The organism is Ornithinimicrobium cavernae, assembly GCF_003121625.1.
Lineage (GTDB): Bacteria > Actinomycetota > Actinomycetes > Actinomycetales > Dermatophilaceae > Ornithinicoccus > Ornithinicoccus cavernae.
In genome coordinates this window covers 317,456-335,844 of record NZ_QDDJ01000001.1, presented here as the reverse complement: position 1 = coordinate 335,844, position 18,389 = coordinate 317,456, and the positions used below count along the sequence as shown (strand labels likewise).

Annotated in this window: 17 protein-coding genes; 14 read left to right on the top strand and 3 right to left on the bottom strand. The window is 71.7% G+C overall.

Annotated features, from left to right (window positions below; translation table 11 throughout):
* Positions 1-100: 100 nt before the first annotated feature.
* The 3 genes from cysD to DA085_RS01550 are packed head-to-tail and all read left to right on the top strand — an operon-like array spanning position 101 to position 3,037.
* Positions 101-1,012: a sulfate adenylyltransferase subunit CysD gene (gene cysD, locus DA085_RS01560; protein ID WP_109471159.1), complete on the top strand. Its 912-nt coding sequence runs from the start codon at positions 101-103 to the stop codon at positions 1,010-1,012.
* A complete protein-coding gene (locus DA085_RS01555; protein ID WP_109471158.1) occupies positions 1,012-2,253 on the top strand; it encodes a sulfate adenylyltransferase subunit 1 in 1,242 nt (413 codons plus the stop codon). The genes cysD and DA085_RS01555 overlap by 1 nt, the downstream gene beginning before the upstream one ends.
* A 4-nt stretch (positions 2,254-2,257) precedes the next feature.
* Complete coding sequence (locus DA085_RS01550; protein WP_109471157.1) at positions 2,258-3,037, top strand: 3'(2'),5'-bisphosphate nucleotidase CysQ; 780 nt, start codon at positions 2,258-2,260, stop codon at positions 3,035-3,037.
* Here DA085_RS01550 and DA085_RS01545 read toward each other — a convergent pair.
* Both DA085_RS01545 and cysC read right to left on the bottom strand, forming a co-directional pair.
* Positions 3,030-3,968, bottom strand: a complete 939-nt coding sequence (locus DA085_RS01545; RefSeq protein ID WP_202619062.1) for a sulfite exporter TauE/SafE family protein — start codon at positions 3,966-3,968, stop codon at positions 3,030-3,032. The genes DA085_RS01550 and DA085_RS01545 overlap by 8 nt on opposite strands.
* Before the next feature lie 13 nt (positions 3,969-3,981).
* Positions 3,982-5,151: an adenylyl-sulfate kinase gene (gene cysC, locus DA085_RS21260; RefSeq protein WP_202619061.1), complete on the bottom strand. Its 1,170-nt coding sequence runs from the start codon at positions 5,149-5,151 to the stop codon at positions 3,982-3,984.
* Positions 5,152-5,328: 177 nt separating this feature from the next.
* Here cysC and rfbA point away from each other — a divergent pair, with 177 nt between their 5' ends.
* Positions 5,329-6,201, top strand: a complete 873-nt coding sequence (gene rfbA, locus DA085_RS01535) for a glucose-1-phosphate thymidylyltransferase RfbA (protein ID WP_109471156.1) — start codon at positions 5,329-5,331, stop codon at positions 6,199-6,201.
* Between the two features lie 52 nt (positions 6,202-6,253).
* On the opposite strand, the gene DA085_RS01530 is transcribed toward rfbA, so the two are convergent.
* Positions 6,254-7,861: a metallophosphoesterase gene (locus tag DA085_RS01530; RefSeq protein WP_109471155.1), complete on the bottom strand. Its 1,608-nt coding sequence runs from the start codon at positions 7,859-7,861 to the stop codon at positions 6,254-6,256.
* 66 nt (positions 7,862-7,927) lie between these two features.
* On the opposite strand from DA085_RS01530, the gene DA085_RS01525 reads away from it, so the two are divergent.
* The 10 genes from DA085_RS01525 (at position 7,928) to hutH (ending at position 18,290) form a co-directional block, all read left to right on the top strand.
* Complete coding sequence (locus DA085_RS01525; RefSeq protein WP_109471154.1) at positions 7,928-9,601, top strand: FAD-binding dehydrogenase; 1,674 nt, start codon at positions 7,928-7,930, stop codon at positions 9,599-9,601.
* Positions 9,602-9,789: 188 nt separating this feature from the next.
* Positions 9,790-10,575, top strand: coding sequence for a hypothetical protein (locus DA085_RS01520; RefSeq protein ID WP_161958386.1), 786 nt, complete (start codon positions 9,790-9,792; stop codon positions 10,573-10,575).
* Positions 10,575-11,087: an NUDIX hydrolase gene (locus DA085_RS01515; protein WP_109471152.1), complete on the top strand. Its 513-nt coding sequence runs from the start codon at positions 10,575-10,577 to the stop codon at positions 11,085-11,087. The genes DA085_RS01520 and DA085_RS01515 overlap by 1 nt, the downstream gene beginning before the upstream one ends.
* The gene (locus DA085_RS01510) at positions 11,084-12,196 is read left to right on the top strand and encodes a RodZ family helix-turn-helix domain-containing protein (protein WP_202619060.1); all 1,113 of its coding nucleotides are present in this window, start codon (positions 11,084-11,086) and stop codon (positions 12,194-12,196) included. Before DA085_RS01515 ends, DA085_RS01510 begins: the two co-directional genes overlap by 4 nt.
* A 79-nt stretch (positions 12,197-12,275) precedes the next feature.
* On the top strand, positions 12,276-12,485 hold the full coding sequence (locus DA085_RS01505; RefSeq protein WP_109471151.1) for a hypothetical protein: 210 nt from the start codon (positions 12,276-12,278) through the stop codon (positions 12,483-12,485).
* A gap of 433 nt (positions 12,486-12,918) precedes the next feature.
* Complete coding sequence (locus DA085_RS01500; protein ID WP_109471150.1) at positions 12,919-13,692, top strand: IclR family transcriptional regulator; 774 nt, start codon at positions 12,919-12,921, stop codon at positions 13,690-13,692.
* A gap of 9 nt (positions 13,693-13,701) precedes the next feature.
* The gene (locus tag DA085_RS01495) at positions 13,702-14,691 is read left to right on the top strand and encodes an NAD(P)H-quinone oxidoreductase (protein ID WP_109471149.1); all 990 of its coding nucleotides are present in this window, start codon (positions 13,702-13,704) and stop codon (positions 14,689-14,691) included.
* The gene (locus DA085_RS01490) at positions 14,691-15,329 is read left to right on the top strand and encodes a proteasome activator (protein WP_109471148.1); all 639 of its coding nucleotides are present in this window, start codon (positions 14,691-14,693) and stop codon (positions 15,327-15,329) included. Before DA085_RS01495 ends, DA085_RS01490 begins: the two co-directional genes overlap by 1 nt.
* Positions 15,330-15,677: 348 nt before the next feature.
* A complete protein-coding gene (locus DA085_RS01485) occupies positions 15,678-16,571 on the top strand; it encodes an MFS transporter (protein ID WP_237565244.1) in 894 nt (297 codons plus the stop codon).
* A gap of 102 nt (positions 16,572-16,673) precedes the next feature.
* Positions 16,674-18,290 carry a histidine ammonia-lyase gene (gene hutH, locus DA085_RS01480; RefSeq protein ID WP_109471225.1) on the top strand — a complete coding sequence of 539 codons (1,617 nt, stop codon included), beginning with the start codon at positions 16,674-16,676 and terminating at the stop codon, positions 18,288-18,290.
* Positions 18,291-18,389: the final 99 nt, after the last annotated feature.

Here is an 18,389-nt window from a genome sequence, read left to right as displayed (position 1 = left end):
CCTCCCCTAGGGTAGGGGCGGGCCGCGCTAGTCTGACGGCTCATGTGAGTGCTTCTGACGCGGCTCCGCCGCGTCCCGACACGCGTAGGAGGATCTGGGGTTGAAGGCGCACCGTGACTACCGCCTCACGCAGCTCGACGAGCTGGAGGCCGAGTCCATCCACATCTTCCGGGAGGTGGCGGCCGAGTTCGAGAAGCCGGTCATCATGTTCTCCGGCGGCAAGGACTCGATCGTGATGCTGCGCCTGGCGCAGAAGGCGTTCTACCCCGCCCGGGTCCCGTTCCCGGTGCTCCAGGTCGACACCGGCTACGACTTCCCCGAGGTGCTCGCCACCCGCGACGGGTGGGTCGAGCGGCTGGGCGCGCGACTGATCGTGGCCTCCGTGGAGCAGGCGATCGCCGACGGCGTGGTCATCGACGACGGCAAGACCAGCCGCAACCGCCTCCAGATCGGCACGCTGCTGCACGCGATCGAGGAGCACGGCTTCACGGCGGCCTTCGGCGGCGGCCGCCGGGACGAGGAGAAGGCCCGCGCCAAGGAGCGCGTCTACTCCCACCGCGACGAGTTCGGCCAGTGGGACCCCAAGAACCAGCGTCCCGAGCTGTGGAGCCTGTACAACGGTCAGCTGCACGAGGGCGAGCACATGCGGATCTTCCCGCTCTCCAACTGGACCGAGCTGGACATCTGGCACTACCTGCGCCAGGAGCAGATCGAGATCCCCTCGATCTACTTCAGCCACCGTCGCCGGGTCTTCGAGCGCGACGGCATGCTGCTCACCGAGAGCGACTACAACCCGCTGCGCGCGGGCGAGGAGGCCAGCGAGCGGCAGGTGCGCTTCCGCACCGTCGGCGACCTCACCCTCACGGGCTGCGTCGAGTCCGATGCCGACACCTTCGACGCCATCATCGACGAGATCTCCGTGGCGCGGCTGACCGAGCGCGGCGCGACGCGGGGTGACGACCGGTTCTCCGAGGCGGCCATGGAAGACCGCAAGAAGATGGGGTACTTCTGATGGATCTGCTGCGTTTCGCCACCGCCGGCTCGGTCGACGACGGCAAGTCGACCCTGATCGGGCGGCTGCTGATGGACTCCAAGGCGATCTTCGAGGACCAGCTCGAGGCCGTCGAGACGACCTCCCAGAACCGCGGGTTCGACTACACCGACCTGTCCCTGTTCACCGACGGGCTGCGCGCCGAGCGCGAGCAGGGCATCACGATCGACGTGGCCTACCGCTACTTCGCGACCCCGCGGCGCAAGTTCATCATCGCCGACACACCCGGCCACGTGCAGTACACCCGCAACATGGTCACCGGGTCCTCGACGGCCGACCTCGGGCTCGTGCTGGTCGACTCGCGCAACGGGCTGACCGAGCAGTCCCGCCGCCACGCCCTCATCCTGTCGCTGCTGCGGGTCCCGCACGTGGTGCTCGCGGTCAACAAGATGGACCTGGTCGACTACTCGCAGGACGTCTTCCGCAGGATCCAGGACGACTTCGTCTCCTTCTCCACCAAGCTGGACATCCCCGACCTGCAGATCATCCCGATCTCGGCCCTCAAGGGCGACAACGTGGTGACCCGCTCGGAGAACATGCCGTGGTACGAGGGCCCGTCGCTGATGTACCACCTGGAGAACGTCCAGATCGCCGCCGACCGCGACCTGCAGGACGTGCGCTTCCCGGTCCAGTACGTCATCCGGCCGCAGTCCGACGACTTCCACGACTACCGCGGCTACGCGGGCACGGTGGCCGGCGGCGTCCTGAAGCCGGGTGACGAGGTCATGGCCCTGCCCTCCGGTCTCACGACGACCGTGGCCGCCATCGACCTGTTCGACACCGAGGTGGAGGCGGCCTTCCCACCGATGTCGGTCACGGTCCGCCTGACCGACGACGTCGATATCTCCCGCGGTGACATGCTGTGCCGGGTCAACAACCAGCCCGACGTCACCCAGGACGTGGACGCCCGCATCTGCTGGATGGCGACCCAGCCGCTGCGGCCCGGCGCGAAGTACCTCATCAAGCACACGACGCGCACGGTCCGGACGATCGTCAAGGAGATCCAGTACCAGCTGGATGTCAACACGCTGCACCGCAACCAGAACGTCGGGGAGCTCAAGCTCAACGAGATCGGGCGCGTGCGCTTCCGGACGACGCAGCCGCTGCTGACCGACACCTACGAGCGCAACCGCACCACCGGGTCCTTCGTCGTGATCGACCCGGCGAACGGCAGCACCGTCGCCGCCGGAACGATCCTCTGAGCCGATGATCGGCCGGACCGACGCGGCGCTCGCCGCTGACCTCGCCCAGGGAGCAGGAGAGCTCCTCCTCGCCGTCCGCGACGAGCTCCTCGCCTCCGGTGAGCAGGACCAGCGCGCGATCGCCCGGGCGGGTGACGCGCGGGCCCAGGCCTACCTCGCGGAGCGCTTGTCGCAGGAGCGGCCCCGGGACGCGGTCCTGTCCGAGGAGGCCAGGGACGACCTCGCCCGCCTGGAGGCCCCGCGCGTGTGGATCATCGATCCGCTCGACGGGACCAAGGAGTTCTCCCAGGGGCGGCACGACTGGGCGGTGCACGTCGCGCTCTGGGAGGACGGCGACCTCGCTGCGGGCGCCGTCGCGCTGCCCGGCATCGGTGAGGTGCTCCGCTCCGACGAGCCGCGGGCCGTCCCGCAGCGCGCCGCGGCGGACACCGGCCTGAGGTTCGCGGTGTCCCGGTCCCACCCCTCGGAGCTGATCACCGCGGTCATCGAGGAGAGCGGTGGCACCGCGGTAGCCATGGGTTCGGCCGGCTACAAGGTGTGTGCCGTCGTCCGCGGTGAGGCGGACGCCTATGTGCACGCCGGTGGTCAGTTCGAGTGGGACTCGGCCGCGCCGGTCGCGGTCGCCCGGGCCGCCGGGTTGTTCACCAGCCGGCTCGACGGCAGCCCGATGCAGTACAACCAGCGCGACGTCTACCTGCCCGACCTCATCGTCTGTGCACCCGAGCACGCGCCGTCCGTGCAGGGAGCGGTGCGGGCGGCCCAGGACCGGACAGCCCTCAGCTGACCTCGTCGCGGCTGGGCTCCGCGCCCTCGCCGAGGAGGGCCGTCGTGTCCGCCGTCCCGTTGCGGGCCACCCGCCGGACGATCCACGTCCAGGCCAGCGGACCCAGGATCAGCAGGGCCGCGCCGACGACGCCGACCCAGACGGGTGGGACGCCCAGGAGGGCCAGGCTGGTGAGGGACAGGACGACGATGATGCCGTTCTGCACGACGGAGGGCCGCACGATGCTGGAGAGCCTGGAGCCCAGGTAGGTGCCGATCGGCCCGCCGATCAGGAGCGGGACCAGCACGCTCCAGTCGACACCACTGACGATCACGTGGCTGGTCGCGGCCGCGACCACGAGGGGCACGGCCTGCACGAGGTCGGTGCCCACCAGCTTGCGCGGTGACAGTGCGGGGTAGAGCAGCAGCAGGGTCACCATGATCACCGAGCCCGACCCCACCGATGTGATCCCGACCAGGGTGCCGCCGAGCATGCCGATGAGCACCGTGCGCACCGGCTTGACCTGCACGTCGTCCGCGGCACCCACCGGGTTGGCCAGGCGCAGGAGCGTGCGGGCGAGGTAGGTCACCGCGGCCAGCATCAGCGCGATGCCGATCATGGTCAGCAGGGTCGCGTTGGCCTCCTCCGGCTCCCCGAGGGAGCGCACGATGAACGCCCCGGCAAACGCCGTCGGGATGCTGCCGAGCATCAGCCAGGCGGCGATGTGGCCGTGGGGGGACCCCTGCCTCCAGTGGACGGCGGCACCGACGGTCTTGTTGGCCGCGGAGGCGACCAGGTCGTTGGCGACGGCGGTGACCGGCGGGATGCCGAAGGCGATGAGGGCTGGGGTCATCAACGCCCCACCACCCATCCCGGTCAGGCCGACGGCCACGCCGACGCCGAGGCTGACCACGATGAGCGAGAGCACGTCGGAGGTGAAGAAGTCGAGCACGGGGTGGCTCCGGTCAGTCGGTGGGCAGCACGCCGCGGTCGCGGAGCACGCTGAGCAGCTCGGCCAGGCAGTCCTCGAGGGACCGACCCTCGGTGTCGATCCGCAGGTCGGCGTCGGTGGGCACCTCGTACGGGCTGCTGATGCCCGTGAAGTCGGGGATCGCGCCCTGCCGTGCCCTGGCGTAGAGGCCCTTGCGGTCGCGACGCTCGCACTCCTCGAGCGAGGTGGCGACGTGCACCAGGACGAACCGGGCGCCGGCCTCCTCCGCCATCGCCCGCACGTCGGCGCGGGTCTCGGCGAAGGGCGCGATCGGCGAGCAGACGGCAAGCCCTCCGTGCCGGCCGATCTCGGCCGCGACCCACCCGATGCGCCGGATGTTGCGCTCGCGGTCCTCCCGCCCGAACCCGAGACCGGCGGAGAGGTTGCGGCGGACCACGTCGCCGTCGAGCAGCGACACCGGACGGGTGCCGGCCTCGACGACCGTGTCCCGCAGCGCGCGGGCCAGCGTGGACTTGCCCGAGCCCGACAGGCCGGTGAGCAGCACGACCGCGCCGGCCAGGCCCGTGTCGGTCGGCAGGGTCAGGGCCGCGCGGACCGCCGGCACCGGTCCGCCGGTGTGGTCGAGCGGGATGACGTCGGCGGCACCCAGGGACTCCAGGGTCGCCCGGAGCACGGAGTGGTCGAGCTCGTCCCGTGGTGGCCGCCGGTGCAGCACGACGACCTCACCGCCGTCCGGGGCCACGGCCAGCGTCGCACGCACCAGTCCGTCGGCGGTCCAGCCGCCGCCCGGGGCGGCCAGGACCAGCGTCGCCACGGGGCCCTCGACACCACGCAGGGTCTCGACGTCCCCACCGGTGAGGGGTGCGTCGACCAGCACCACCCGGTGGCCGCGCAGCACTCCCCGGCGGGCGGTCAGGACGTTGCGGGCGTCGAACGGCCGGGGGCTGCGCGGTTCCCGCGGGGCGAACGTCGGAGGGTCGGGGGTGATCGTGGCGACGGGCACGCCCTCCTCGTCGACGAGCTCGACCGCCGGGGACGCCCGGAGCGCTGGGGGAAGGGCCTCGGCGACGCGACGCGTCAGGGCCGTCGAGAGGTCGGGGCCCAGGACGCCCGCGGCGAGGAGCTCGATGTCGTCCAGCACCCAGTCAGGCGGATGGAAGGTCTCGCTGGGGGCGGAGGTCATGACGGGGAGTATTTCATCCACCCCGCGGATCACCGGCCACCTTCCCCGGTCGGGGCCCGGACCGCGCCCGGGCTGACTAGCGCCACCGCCCACCACCGGCCGATCACCTATCGTTTCCGGAGAGACGTCGCTGACAGCGAGGCACGCGAGCGCACACCACCACGAAGGGCATGGCACGTGAAGGGCATCATCCTGGCCGGCGGTTCCGGCACGCGGCTACACCCGATCACCCTGGGGATCTCCAAACAGCTCATCCCCGTCTACGACAAGCCGATGGTCTACTACCCCCTGGCCACGCTGATGCTCGCCGGGATCCGGGACGTGCTCATCATCACGACGCCGCACGACCTGGAGTCGTTCCAGCGGCTGCTGGGCGACGGCTCGCAGTTCGGCATCACGCTGGAGTATGCCGTGCAGCCGGCGCCCGAGGGGCTCGCCCAGGCCTTCCTCATCGGTGCGGACTTCATCGGCGACGACAGCGTCTGCCTCGTGCTCGGCGACAACATCTTCTACGGCCCGGGGCTGGGCTCCCAGCTGGCCCGCTTCACCCGCATCGACGGGGGAGCGGTGTTCGCCTACTGGGTGGCCGACCCGACCGCCTACGGCGTCGTCGAGTTCGACGACACCGGCACGGCGATCTCGATCGAGGAGAAGCCGCGGGAGCCGCGCAGCAACTACGCGGTGCCGGGGATCTACTTCTACGACAACAGCGTGATCGCCATCGCGAGGTCCCTGACGCCGTCGGCCCGTGGTGAGTACGAGATCACCGACGTGAACGCCGCCTACCTGCGCGAGCGGAAGCTGCAGGTCGAGGTGCTGCCCCGCGGCACGGCGTGGCTCGACACCGGGACATTCGACTCCATGGCGGCGGCCTCCGAGTTCGTCCGCACCATCGAGAAGCGGCAGGGGCTCAAGATCGGCGCGCCCGAGGAGGTCGCCTGGCGGCGTGGGTGGCTCGACGACGACCAGCTCCGGGAGCGGGGCGAGGCGCTCGGCAAGTCCGGTTACGGGACCTACCTGCTGGAGGTCCTGGCCCGCGGCGACCAGTGACCGGGCCCAGGGCGACCAGTGACCGCCCCGGCTGACTCAGGCGGAGTGCTGCTCAGTCCTGCGCGACCGGCGTGATCGGCTGGGTGCTGACGCCCAGGTCCGGCCCGCACGTGCGGCCCTCCTCGGCGGCGTCGGCGATGCGGTTGCCGTTGATCACGGCGACGTTGTCGTACTGCGGCCGCCCGGACACCAGGTTGCGGTAGGTGTACCGCGTCAGCGACTGCACCGAGCAGTCGGTGCCGAACGCCAGGATGTCGAACGCGTAGGGCTGACCGACCAGCTCACCGGCCGTGTCCTCGTCCTCACCGGTGGTCTCCGGGACCTGGAAGTGGTTGACCAGGCCGCCGCCGGTGAACGTGCCGACCTGGATCCGGTTGCCGTCGAGCAGCGGCGAGTGCATGTGGCCGTTCAGCTTGACGCCGCCGGACTCCAGGGAGGTCAGTGCGTAGGGCTGGTGGGTGACCAGGATGTCGGCCAGCGGCCAGCCCTCCGTGGCGGCGGCGTAGCGGTCCGCGGCGGCCCGCTGCTGCGCGCCGAAGTCCTCGTTGACCTCACCGAAGTGCCGCCAGTCGTTGAGCCCGGTGAGGGTGACACCGGCGATGGTCGCCTCGACGTACTCGCCAGCGGTCGGCTCGAGCAGGACCACGTTGGGGACCTCCGCCAGCCGGCGCAGCAGCGACTCGTCCGTCGGGGTCAGCGCGTCGTGGTTGCCCCGCACGAAGACGTAGGGGACGCCGAGGTCCTCGATCGCGGCGTACATCCCTGCGAGGTCACCCTCGGCGACCCGGCCGAAGTTGAGCATGTCGCCGGTGTCGATCACCGCGGTGATCTGCTCGTCCTCGACGATCTGCTTGACCAGCGGGTAGTAGTTCATGCCGTGGATGTCGGAGATCAGCAGGAACCGGGCACCGGGGTCGGCGGCGGTCTCGGCGGGGACGAACTCGTTCTGCAGGGCGTCGGAGAGCGCCAGGAGGTTCTGGACGTAGGGGGTCGCCCGCTGCGCCTGGCCCTGGATGTCGGTGAACATGCCGCTGTTGGAGCGCACGGTTCCGAGCAGGCTCGTCGCCTCGTAGGCCGCGAAGTTGGTCGTGCGGTAGGTCGTGACGGCGGCGAGCGAGGGCACCACCACCGCGAGCGCGGTGGCCGTGCCGACGGCGATCACCGGGTGCCGCCACGGCGGGCGGGACCGGCCGAGGAGGTAGAGCACCACCACGACGGCCTGGGTGAGCAGCACGCCGCCGATGAACTTGACCGCCAGCTCGCGCAGGCCGCTCTCCATGGCCTCCCGCAGCTCCCCCTCCCTGGGGGTGAGCTCGGCCACGTCGACCCGGCCGCGGGTGAACAGGTCGGTGATCTCCTCCTTGACCTGCAGACGGGCCTCGATGCCGGGGGCGGGGACCGGTCCGGCGAAGTGGAGGTCGATGTCGCCGAAGACGGTGGGGGCGTGGACCACGGAGGCCTGGAAGGGCGACGGGGTGAGCTGCACGGAGGCCCGGAAGTTGTCCGTCTCGGCCGTGATCGGCCACAGGTTGGTGGTGGCCATCCCGCCGATGTAGCCGACGACCGCGAGCAGCGCGACGGTCAGCGCGGCGCGCAGCCGACCTCCCCACCTGCTGCGTGGGGCGGCGCCGCGCGGCAGGGCCTCTTCCGCTTCAGTCATCGCGTCTGGAATCTTAGGCGGGACAGATGAGCGTTGCCGCTCGGTGGCGCAGAGAGGAGCCGGGCCATGGCACCGGAGCTGTCCGCGGACGTCATCGTGGTGGGGGCCGGCCTGGCCGGGCTGGTGGCCACGGCGGAGCTGGTGGCGGCCGGCCGGTCCGTCGTCCTGGTCGACCAGGAGTCGACCGAGCACCTGGGTGGCCAGGCCTGGTGGTCCTTCGGTGGTCTCTTCCTGGTCGACAGCCCGGAGCAGCGCCGGATGGGCATCCGGGACAACCTCGAGCTGGCCTGGCGGGACTGGCAGGGCAGCGCCGGTTTCGACCGGTTGGCCGACGAGGACAGCTGGGCGGTGCGCTGGGCGCGCGCCTACGTCGAGTGGGCGGCGGGGGAGAAGCGGGCCTGGCTGCACGAGCGGGGCGTGCGCTTCTTCCCCGTCGTGGGGTGGGCCGAGCGCGGCGACGGCACCGCGGACGGGCACGGCAACGGCGTGCCGCGCTTCCACCTCACCTGGGGCACCGGTCCCGGTCTCGTTGCCCCCTTCGAGGCCGTATGCCGTGAGGCTGCGTCCGAGGGTCGGCTCACCCTGGCCGGTCGGCACCGGGTGACCGGCCTGGTCACGACCGACGGCACGGTGACCGGCGTGCGGGGCGAGGTGCTGGCGACCGACGGTGCGGCGCGCGGGGCGGCCAGCACCCGCAGCGTGGTCGACGCCTTCAGCTTCTCTGCGCAGGCCGTGGTGGTCACGTCCGGCGGGATCGGGCACAACCTCGACCTGGTCCGTGAGTGGTGGCCCGCCCGACTGGGCCCCCCGCCTCCGGTGGGGTCGATGGTGGCCGGTGTCCCGGCATACGTCGACGGATCGATGCTGCCCCTGGTCGAGGGGGTCGGTGCCCGCCTGGTCAACCGGGACCGGATGTGGCACTACGTGGAGGGGATCGAGAACCACTCGCCGGTGTGGGAGCGGCACGGTATCCGGATCCTCCCCGGGCCGTCCTCGCTGTGGCTGGACGCTGCGGGCAACCGACTGCCCGCTCCGCTCTACCCGGGCTTCGACACTCTCGGCACGCTGGCGCACCTGCGGCGCACCGGCCACGACTACTCCTGGTTCGTCCTCACCGAGTCGGTGATCGAGAAGGAGTTCGCCCTGTCGGGCTCGGAGCAGAATCCCGATCTGACGGGCAAGAGCATCACCCAGGTGCTGGGTCGCATCCGACCGGGCGCGCCCGGCCCGGTGCAGCGGTTCATCGACGACGGGGTCGACTTCGTCAGCGCGGAGACGGTCGAGGAGCTCGTGGTGGCGATGAACGACCTGACCGGTGACGGGCTGTTGGACGCCGGGCGCGTGCGTGCGCTGATCGAGGCGCGGGACGCCGAGCTGGACAACGACTTCGGCAAGGACACGCAGCTGGCGCTGGTCCGCGCGGCCCGTCGCTACCGCGGGGACCGGCTGATCCGGACCGCGGCTCCCCACCGCTTCCTCGACGTGGCGCACGGCCCGCTGCACGCGGTGCGCCTGCGGGTGCTGACCCGCAAGACCCTCGGCGGCGTGCAGACCGACCTCGGCTCGCGTGCGCTCGGCGCCGACGGTGCCCCGGTGCCCGGCCTGTATGCCGCGGGCGAGGTCGCCGGGTTCGGCGGCGGTGGCGTGCACGGCTACCGGTCGCTTGAGGGCACGTTCCTGGGCGGGTGCCTGTTCAGCGGGCGGGCCGCCGGCCGGACCGTGCACGCCGACCTCGGCTGACGACAGCGTCAGGCGTTTCCAGGGTCCGAGCCCTGTCGATGCCTGACACATGGCGGCGCCACCTCCAGCGTCAGGCGTTTCCAGGGTGTGAGCCCTGTCATTGCCTGACACGTGGCGGCCTCCTCCTCCCGCTGTGGACCGCCCGTCCCAGTCGGGTGTGGTTGGCTGAGCACATGCGTGGTCTGTGGGTGGGAACAGCGATCGGGGTGCTGCTCTGCGCCGGTTGCTCTGACGGTGAGGACGGCTCCGTCGAGGTCACCACGACCGACAGCGCCGGCCGCACCACCGTCGTCACCCAGGAGGTGACCGAGGACCCGGAGCCCTCTCCGGACGATGCCGCCACCACCACGACCACCTTCATCTCGGCGGTGCTCGAGGGGCCGGAGGGCACCGGTGTCGCGTTCGACCTGCCGGACACGTGGAGCATCCAGACGCTGGGCGAGGCGGAGCGGACCGCGGCCCCCGACCCGGAGGCCGTCGCACCGGTGCAGTGGTGCCTGGTGCCCCCGTCCGCTCCACCGGCGATCGACGGCTGCTCCGGCGTGCTCGTCGCGCTGGGTCCGGACTGGTTGCCCGGGCACGCCGGCGCGGCCTACTCCCTGCGGCAGGTGGAGGGCTGGAGGTCGACACCGGGGCCGTTGTCCTGCCCGTTGGGCGAGGAGGGCACCCCGGTCGACGTGGCCACGGTCACCAGCACGCCCGACGACGTGGAGGCGACCGCCGACCCGACGCCCGACGACACCGAGGTGGATCTGCTCGTCACGGCCGCCGAGGGGATGCCGCTGACCACCACCCAGAGCGAGGTCGACGGGCGCACGGTCACCTACGAGACCTGGCGGGCGGCCTGCAGCCTGTCCGAGGACGTCGTGATCGCGCCGCAGGTCTGGCAGGACCAGGACCTGGGGGTGCTGGTCCGCGACTACTTCGGGCTGCCGGAGACCGTCGTGATCGTCGAGTCGCTGCGGGAGGTCTGATGGACCTGGGCGTGCTCCGGCGCAAGGCCGGCACCGCGGCGCTGGTCGGCTTCCGGATGATCCCCGGGCCGCTCAAGCGCACGCTGGTCCGCGCCGGCACGCCGGGCTACACCGTCGGCGCCGCCTGCCTGATCGAGCACGACGGTGAGGTGCTCATGCTCTGGCAGCCGCACCGGCGGGGGTGGAGCCTGCCGGGCGGGCTGCTCGGCTGGGGCGAGGAGCCCGCCGATGCGGTGCGGCGCGAGGTGCGGGAGGAGACCGGGCTGACGATCGAGCCGGGTGACGCCCTGGCGGTGGGCATCCACGCCGGGACCCAGCAGATCGACGTGATCTACCGCGTGCGAGTCAGCGAGCGGCCCGAGGTGCAGCTGGCGACGGAGGCGCGCAAGGCGCAGTGGTGGCAGTTGGCCGACCTGACCGAGAGCGACCTGGAGACACGGCGCATCCTGGACCTCGTGCGGACGGCGGACGACGAGCGTGCGCCGGGGCGGCTGGTGGCGGGGGTGCCATGAGCCGCGGCCTCGGGGGAGCGACGGAGTCACGTCGCTGGCGGCACCGAGGTGTCGTGCTCGCCGGCGCTCTCGCCGTGCTCCTGGCCGGGTGCACCGACGGCGCACCGGACAGCGGTGTCCGCGGAGACGCGGCCCCGACCGGTGCATCGACCCCCGCGCCGCCCACCGGCATCGCGTCCGGTCCCACGGACGAGACGGCCACCGGGGACGAGACGGCCACCGGCGGGGAGAGCACCACGGACGCGGCGACGTCCACCGTGACCAGTCCTGGGCCGCCGGACGACACCGAGGTCACCAGCGAGGCACCGCAGACCGTGGAGCTGCCGCGCGGCGGGACCGAGATCTTCCCCGACTACCGGCTCTTCGGCTACTCCGGCCTCCCCGGCGCCCCGGGGATGGGGCGCATGGGCATCGGTGACCTGGACGAGCGCGTCGCCGAGATGGAGGAGCGCGGCGAGGAGTATGCGGGTGGCCGGGAGCTGCTGCCCGTCCTGGAGCTCATCGCGACCGTCGTCCATGCGAGTCCTGGGGCGGACGGGATGTACCGCACCTACATCCCCGAGTCGGTGATCCAGGACCACCTGGACGCCGCTCGTCGGCACGACGGCATCCTGCTGCTCAACATCCAGCCCGGCCGGTCGGACTTCCTGGACGAGGTCCGTCACTACGAGGAGTGGCTGAAGGAGCCGGACGTGGGCGTGGCCCTCGACCCGGAGTGGGCGGTGGAGGAGGGGCAGGTCCCTGGTGAGGTGTACGGCCGCACCAGCGGCAGCGAGCTCGACGACGTGGCGCACTACCTCTCCACCCTGGTCGAGGAGCACGGTCTGCCGGAGAAGGTGATGGTCTATCACCAGGTCCACCCGGGCGTGGTGCAGGACGAGCTGGACATGCACCCGCACGAGGGCGTGGTCATGATCAAGTCGGTCGACGGCATCGGGGCGCCCAGCGACAAGGTGAAGACCTACAACAAGGTCAACGAGACCAGACCCGACTTCGTGGTGCCCGGCTTCAAGCTCTTCTACGAGGAGGACGCCGCCATGGGGCCGCTGATGACGGGCGCCGAGGTGCTCGCCCTGGACCCGCAGCCGCAGTACATCCTCTTCGAGTAACCCCCTCCCCTCCCCCTCGACCGAGCGCGTGGGCGACCGTTCGCTGACACACTGGTCGTGTGCTGGAGAGGAGCACACCATGACGCACGACATGGACCACGACCTGCGCGCGCTGGACCCGCGCGCCGGGAACGGACTCAGTGACCGCAGGCTGCAGGAGCTGCTCCGCTCCCGGGCCACACCGCCGCCCGAGCCGCCGGCTGCGCGGGAGCGACGAGGGGCCCACCGCACCGGGCGCAGGACACGGGACACCGGGGGCAGCGACCAGGCCGGGTCGTCGGAGGGCTGAGCCAGGGTGTCTCGGAGCTCCCCGGCGCCGAAAAGTTCTCCGCCCCAGAATTGGTGAAGGGCCCTCGGCAGTATGAGTGCCAAGGGCCCTTCGGGGGTGATGGGGGCAAAGGGTGACGCCCATCGACGGATCCGGGTCTCTGTGCTCCCACCAGCGGTGTCACCGTGCTGATGCGACGGGCGATGCCCGTTGCCACCAAGGGGCAAGCCCCTGCGGTGCGGATCAAGTGTTCCGGTCCATCCCGCCTTCCCTACTGGGAGGGCGTGACTCATTTCTATGCCACCGGCGCCGGGCACGCAAGGGGTTCGGGGAACTTTCTTCCGACAATTTCGCCATCCACAGGGTTGTGCACCGAATTCGCTACTTATCCACCGGTATTCACCCCTTTCTCCACCGCCTGTCCACAGTGCCTGTGGACAGGCATACTGGCGCGGTGGGTAGATCGGAGGCGCCGGCCGCGGGACACGCCCTCGCGGTGTTGCGGCTCCTGAGCCGGCACGCGGGGCCGTTGCCGGCGGCATCGATCGCACGGTCTCTGGGGCTACCGAGGTCGACGACCTACCGGCTGCTCGGCGTCCTGGTCGAGCACGGTTTCGTCGTGCACCTGCCGGAGGAGCGGCGCTACGGGTTGGGCGTGGGTGCCTTCGAACTCGGCTCCGCCTACTCCCGGCAGGAGCCGATGCAGCGTCTGGCCCGGCCTCTGCTGAGCCGGCTCGCGGACCGCACCGGCCACAACGCGCACCTGGTCGTCCTGCACGGCCGGGACGTCCTCTACGTCATCGAGGAGCGGGTGGTGGGCCGGCCCTCCCTGGTGACCGACGTGGGAGTGCGGCTGCCGGCCTCCCTCACGGCCAGCGGCCTCGCGGTCCTGGCGGCCCTGCCGTCCGCGCAGGTCCGGGCGCTCTATCCCTCACCTGACGCCTTCGTGCAGCGCAACGGCCAGGGACCGACGTCGCTGAGCGGGCTGCGGCGGGTGCTCACCACGGTGCGCGCCGACGGTTTTGCGAGCGAGTCCCACTCGGTCACGCCCGGGCTGGCCTCGGTCGCGTCTGCGGTCCTGGACCACAACGGCCACCCGGTCGCCGGCATCGCGGTCACCTACCCGGTCGACGAGGTGGACGAGACCGCCCGGTCCGGGATCGTCGCCGCCACCCGGTGGTGTGCCGGTGAGCTGACCCGGCGTCTCGGGGGAGCGCCGAGGTCCTAGTCTCGTGGGATGCGAGCGATCACGATCCCAGAGCCCGGCGAGGCGGACGCCCTCGTCCCCGCAGACGTCCCCACCCCCGAGGTCCGGTCCGGCGAGGTGCTGGTCGAGGTGGCCGCCGCGGGGGTCAACCGGGCGGACGTCATGCAGCGCAAGGGGTTCTACCCGCCGCCCGAGGGCGCGTCGGCCTATCCCGGCCTCGAGGTGAGCGGCACGATCGTGCAGCTGGGGCCCGACGTGGAGGGGTGGCAGGTCGGGGACGAGGTGTGCGCCCTGCTCAGCGGCGGTGGGTATGCCGAGCAGGTGGCGGTTCCCGCGGGGCAGCTCCTGCCGGTGCCGGAGGGCGTCGACCTCACCGAGGCGGCGGCCCTGCCCGAGGTCGCGTGCACGGTCTGGAGCAATGTCTTCCTCACCGCGAACCTGCAGCCGGGGCAGGTGCTCCTGGTGCACGGCGGCTCCAGCGGCATCGGCACCATGGCGATCCAGCTGGCGCGAGAGGTCGGTGCCCGCGTGGCGGTGACCGCCGGCTCGCAGGACAAGCTCGACGCGTGCGCCGAGCTGGGCGCCGAGATCCTGGTCAACTACCGGGAGCAGGACTTCGTTGAGGAGGTCCGTCGTGCGACGGACGGCCACGGTGCCGACGTGATCCTCGACGTCGTCGGGGCCAAGTACCTCGACCGGAACACCGACCTGCTCGCCGCCAACGGCCGCCTCGTCGTCATCGGGCTGCAGGGCGGGCGCAAGGCCGAGATCGACCTGGGCAGGTTGCTCGCCAAGCGGGCGGCCCTGATCGCGACCTCCCTGCGGGCCCGGCCCGCGGCGGAGAAGGCGACGATCGTCGCCGCGGTCCGCGAGCACGTGTGGCCCCTGGTGGCGGCCGGCCGGGTGCGGCCGGTGATCCACGAGCGGTTCCCCCTCGAGCAGGCCGCCGAGGCGCACCGGCTGATGCAGGGAAGCACCCACGTCGGGAAGATCCTGCTCGACGTTGGCAGGATGGGGTGATGACCGAGAACCAGCCGCAGGAGCAGGAGCCCAGGGGAGAGCACGAGGCGACCTCGTCCGGGGGGGCTGAGGGTGACCAGCGCAGGGTCGTCGTCGTGACCCAGGACGGCATGGGGGTGGCCCATCCCCAGGGCGCCGACGAGGAGAGGGCGGAGCGCAAGCCGTCGGAGCTGGTGGAGCAGCCGGCCAAGGTGATGCGCCTCGGCACGATGGTCAAACAGCTGCTCGAGGAGGTCCGCGAGGCCCCGCTCGACGAGGCCGGCCGGGTCCGCCTGGCGGAGATCCACCGCCGCTCCATCACCGAGCTCGAGAAGGGTCTGGCCCCTGAGCTGGTCGAGGAGCTCGAGCGGATCACGCTGCCGCTGACCGACGAGGCGCCGAGCGAGGCCGAGCTGCGGATCGCCCAGGCCCAGCTGGTCGGGTGGTTGGAGGGCCTGTTCCACGGCATCCAGACCGCCATCGTGGCCCAGCAGATGGCGGCCCAGCAGCAGCTGCAGCAGATCCGGCTCGCGCTGCCCGGTGGCGCGCACCCCGGCCAGATGGTGCCCGGCCAGCAGCCCGGTATGCCGGGCGGTCCGGCGGGCAGCCCCGGGTCCGGCGAGGATGACGACACCGGGCCGACGGGCCAGTACCTCTGAAGCCCGTCCCCGGCACTCCGTGACCTCAGGTCGCCGAGTGAGCTGGCGTCGGGGGTTCGTCAGGCTGTGGGCGGGCAACGCGGCGGGGAACCTCGCCGACGGTCTGGCCTTCGTCGTCATTCCGCTGCTCGCGGCGGCACTGACCACCGACCCCGTCCTGGTGGCCGGTCTCCCCGCGGCCTACTCGGCCGTCCGACTGCTCACGGTGGTTCCGGTCGGTGTCCTGGTGGACCGCTGGGACCGTCGCGCGATCCTGTGGGTGACGAACATCGTGCGCGGCCTGCTCCTCCTGGGCTTCGCCGCTTCTCTCAGCGCGGGTGCGGAGTCGATCAGCGCGTCCTGTATGCGGTGTACGTCGCCCTGGGGGTCCTGGAGTCCGCGGCGGACAACGCCGCACTGTCCGTGCTGCCGTCCCTGGTGCCCCAGGCGCAGCTGGACCGTGCCAACGGGCGCATCTCGGCGGCGCAGCTGGTCGCCGACGAGTTCGTCGGACCACCCCTGGGTGGTGTGCTCTTCGGGCTTGCCGTGGCGGTGCCGGTGTATGCGATGGGTGGTCTCTATCTCGCGGCCGCCGTGTTCTTCCTCGCGCTCCCGCGTACGGTCACTCCTGCGGGCGGGGCCGCAGCCGTCTCTCGACCGACGCTCTTCGCGGCGGCGTGGGAGGGTGCGTCGTGGCTGCGCGGGCACCGGCTGCTGGGCGGGCTGGCGCTGGTGTCCGGCGTGGCCAGCCTTGCCTACATGGTCCCCTTCTCGGTCCTGGTGCTCTGGGCCAGGGACGTCCTGGGTCTCGGCGCGACCGGCTACGGCCTGCTGCTCTCACTGTCGGCCCTGGGCGGTCTCGTCGGGTCCTTCGCGACGGCCCCGGTGCGGGAACGCTTCGGTTACCGGACCACGATCCTGGGCGCACTGGTGCTCGGTGCCGGGACGATGATGGCGCTCGGTGTGACCAGCACGGCATGGCTGGCCGGGCCGTTGCTCGCGGCCTACATCCTGCATGCCGTGGTGTGGGGCATCTGCGTGGCCGCCCTCCGCCAGCGACTCGTGCCCGACGACCTGCGCGGACGGGTGAACGCCTCAGCCAGGCTGCTCGGCCTGATCGGACTGACAGCCGGAGCCCTGATCGGCGGAGCCGTCGCCTCCGCCTGGGGGTTGGAGGCGACGTTTCTGGTGGGCGGGGCGCTGTTCGCCGGCTGTGCGGCCGTGGTCCCGTGGGTCTTCCGCGGAGCGCCCGGACCACGGTGAGGCCGCCTGGGGCTCCCGAGGCGGGGACAGATGTCCCGTCGGTGAGACAACTTCGCCAGTTGAACGGTCGCCACCGGACTCGGCGAGGTGTGGAATGTGGGCATGAGCCGCACCGCCTCCCCCGACGCACCGTCGACCGTCCTGGTCAGCACCGGGCCCCTGGCCCCCGACGAGGTCGTCGCTGTCGCCCGTCACGGCGCCCGGGTCGAGCTCTCTGACGAGGCGACGGAGGGCATCGCGGCGAGCCGGGCTGTGATCGAGGCGCTCGCCGAGGACCCGGTGCCGCACTACGGCATCTCCACCGGTTTCGGTGCGCTGGCCACCAAGCACATCCCCACCGAGATGCGGGCCCAGCTGCAGCGCAGCCTGGTCCGCAGCCACGCTGCCGGCTCCGGGCCGGAGGTGGAGCGCGAGGTGGTCCGCGCCACGATGCTCCTGCGGCTGTCCACCCTGGCGACCGGCCGCACCGGTGTCCGGCTCGAGACGGCACAGGCCTATGCGGCGCTGCTCAACGCCGGGATCACGCCGGTCGTGCACGAGTACGGCTCGCTGGGCTGCTCCGGCGACCTGGCACCGTTGGCGCACTGCGCGCTCGCGGTCATGGGCGAGGGGCTCGTGCGGGACGCCGACGGTGCGGTGGTCGAGGCGGCGGAGGCGCTGGCCGCTGCCGGGATCGAGCCGGTCCGGCTCGCCGAGAAGGAGGGCCTGGCCCTCATCAACGGGACCGACGGCATGCTCGGGATGCTGGTCCTCGCCCTCGCCGACCTGGGCACGCTGCTGAGCTCTGCCGACATCGCGGCTGCGATGAGCGTCGAGGGTCAGCTGGGCACCGACGACGTCTTCGCCGCGGACCTGCAGGCGCTGCGTCCTCACCCCGGCCAGGCGCTGTCCGCCGAGAACCTCCGGAAGGTGATGGCGGACAGTCCGATCCGCGACAGCCACCGCGACCCTGAGGCCTGCACCCGGGTCCAGGACGCCTACTCGTTGCGCTGCAGCCCGCAGGTCCACGGCGCGGCACGGGACACCCTCGAGCACTGCACCACCGTGGCCGGCCGGGAGCTGGCGGCGGCAGTCGACAACCCGGTCGTCACGCTTGATGGCCGGGTGGAGTCCAACGGCAACTTCCACGGGGCGCCGGTCGCCTACGTGCTGGACTTCCTGGCGATCGTCGCCGCCGACGTGGCCAGCATCTCCGAGCGACGCACGGACCGGTTCCTGGACGTCGCCCGCAACCACGGCCTCAACCCGTTCCTCGCCGACGACCCCGGCGTCGACTCGGGCCACATGATCGCGCAGTACACCCAGGCCGCGATCGTCTCCGAGCTCAAGCGGCTGGCCAACCCCGCGAGCGTCGACTCGATCCCGTCCTCGGCCATGCAGGAGGACCACGTCTCGATGGGGTGGTCGGCGGCCCGCAAGCTGCTCCGCTCGATCGACGGCCTGACCCGGGTCATCGCTGTCGAGGTCCTGACCGCCGCCCGCGCCCTGGACCTGAGGGCCCCACTGAAGCCCGCGCCCGCCAGCGCGGCGGTCGTCCGCCTGCTGCGCACCGGGGTCGTCCCCGGGGCCGAGCAGGACATCGAGGGCACCGGCTACGAGCCGGTGCCCGGCCCCGGGCCGGACCGGTTCCTCGCTCCCGAGATCGAGACGGTCGTCGACCTGGTCGCCGACGGCGCGGTCCGCCGAGCGGCCGAGTCGGTCACCGGCCCCCTCCACTGACCCGAACCCCTCCCATTTTTGGGGAGGTTCGGCACACCTCTCACGGATTCTTGGGGAGGTTTGGCACAACTGAATACGGTCCGATCTTCCCCAAAATTG

Coding starts and splice junctions, on each gene's coding strand:
- DA085_RS01555 (WP_109471158.1), top strand. CDS start 1,012: ATGGATCTGCTGCGTTTCGCCACCGCCGGCTCGGTCGACGACGGCAAG.
- DA085_RS01550 (WP_109471157.1), top strand. CDS start 2,258: ATGATCGGCCGGACCGACGCGGCGCTCGCCGCTGACCTCGCCCAGGGA.
- DA085_RS01490 (WP_109471148.1), top strand. CDS start 14,691: ATGACCGAGAACCAGCCGCAGGAGCAGGAGCCCAGGGGAGAGCACGAG.
- DA085_RS01515 (WP_109471152.1), top strand. CDS start 10,575: ATGGACCTGGGCGTGCTCCGGCGCAAGGCCGGCACCGCGGCGCTGGTC.
- DA085_RS01510 (WP_202619060.1), top strand. CDS start 11,084: ATGAGCCGCGGCCTCGGGGGAGCGACGGAGTCACGTCGCTGGCGGCAC.
- DA085_RS01525 (WP_109471154.1), top strand. CDS start 7,928: ATGGCACCGGAGCTGTCCGCGGACGTCATCGTGGTGGGGGCCGGCCTG.
- DA085_RS01530 (WP_109471155.1), bottom strand. CDS start 7,861: ATGACTGAAGCGGAAGAGGCCCTGCCGCGCGGCGCCGCCCCACGCAGC.
- DA085_RS01495 (WP_109471149.1), top strand. CDS start 13,702: ATGCGAGCGATCACGATCCCAGAGCCCGGCGAGGCGGACGCCCTCGTC.
- cysC (WP_202619061.1), bottom strand. CDS start 5,151: ATGACCTCCGCCCCCAGCGAGACCTTCCATCCGCCTGACTGGGTGCTG.
- DA085_RS01505 (WP_109471151.1), top strand. CDS start 12,276: ATGACGCACGACATGGACCACGACCTGCGCGCGCTGGACCCGCGCGCC.
- hutH (WP_109471225.1), top strand. CDS start 16,674: ATGAGCCGCACCGCCTCCCCCGACGCACCGTCGACCGTCCTGGTCAGC.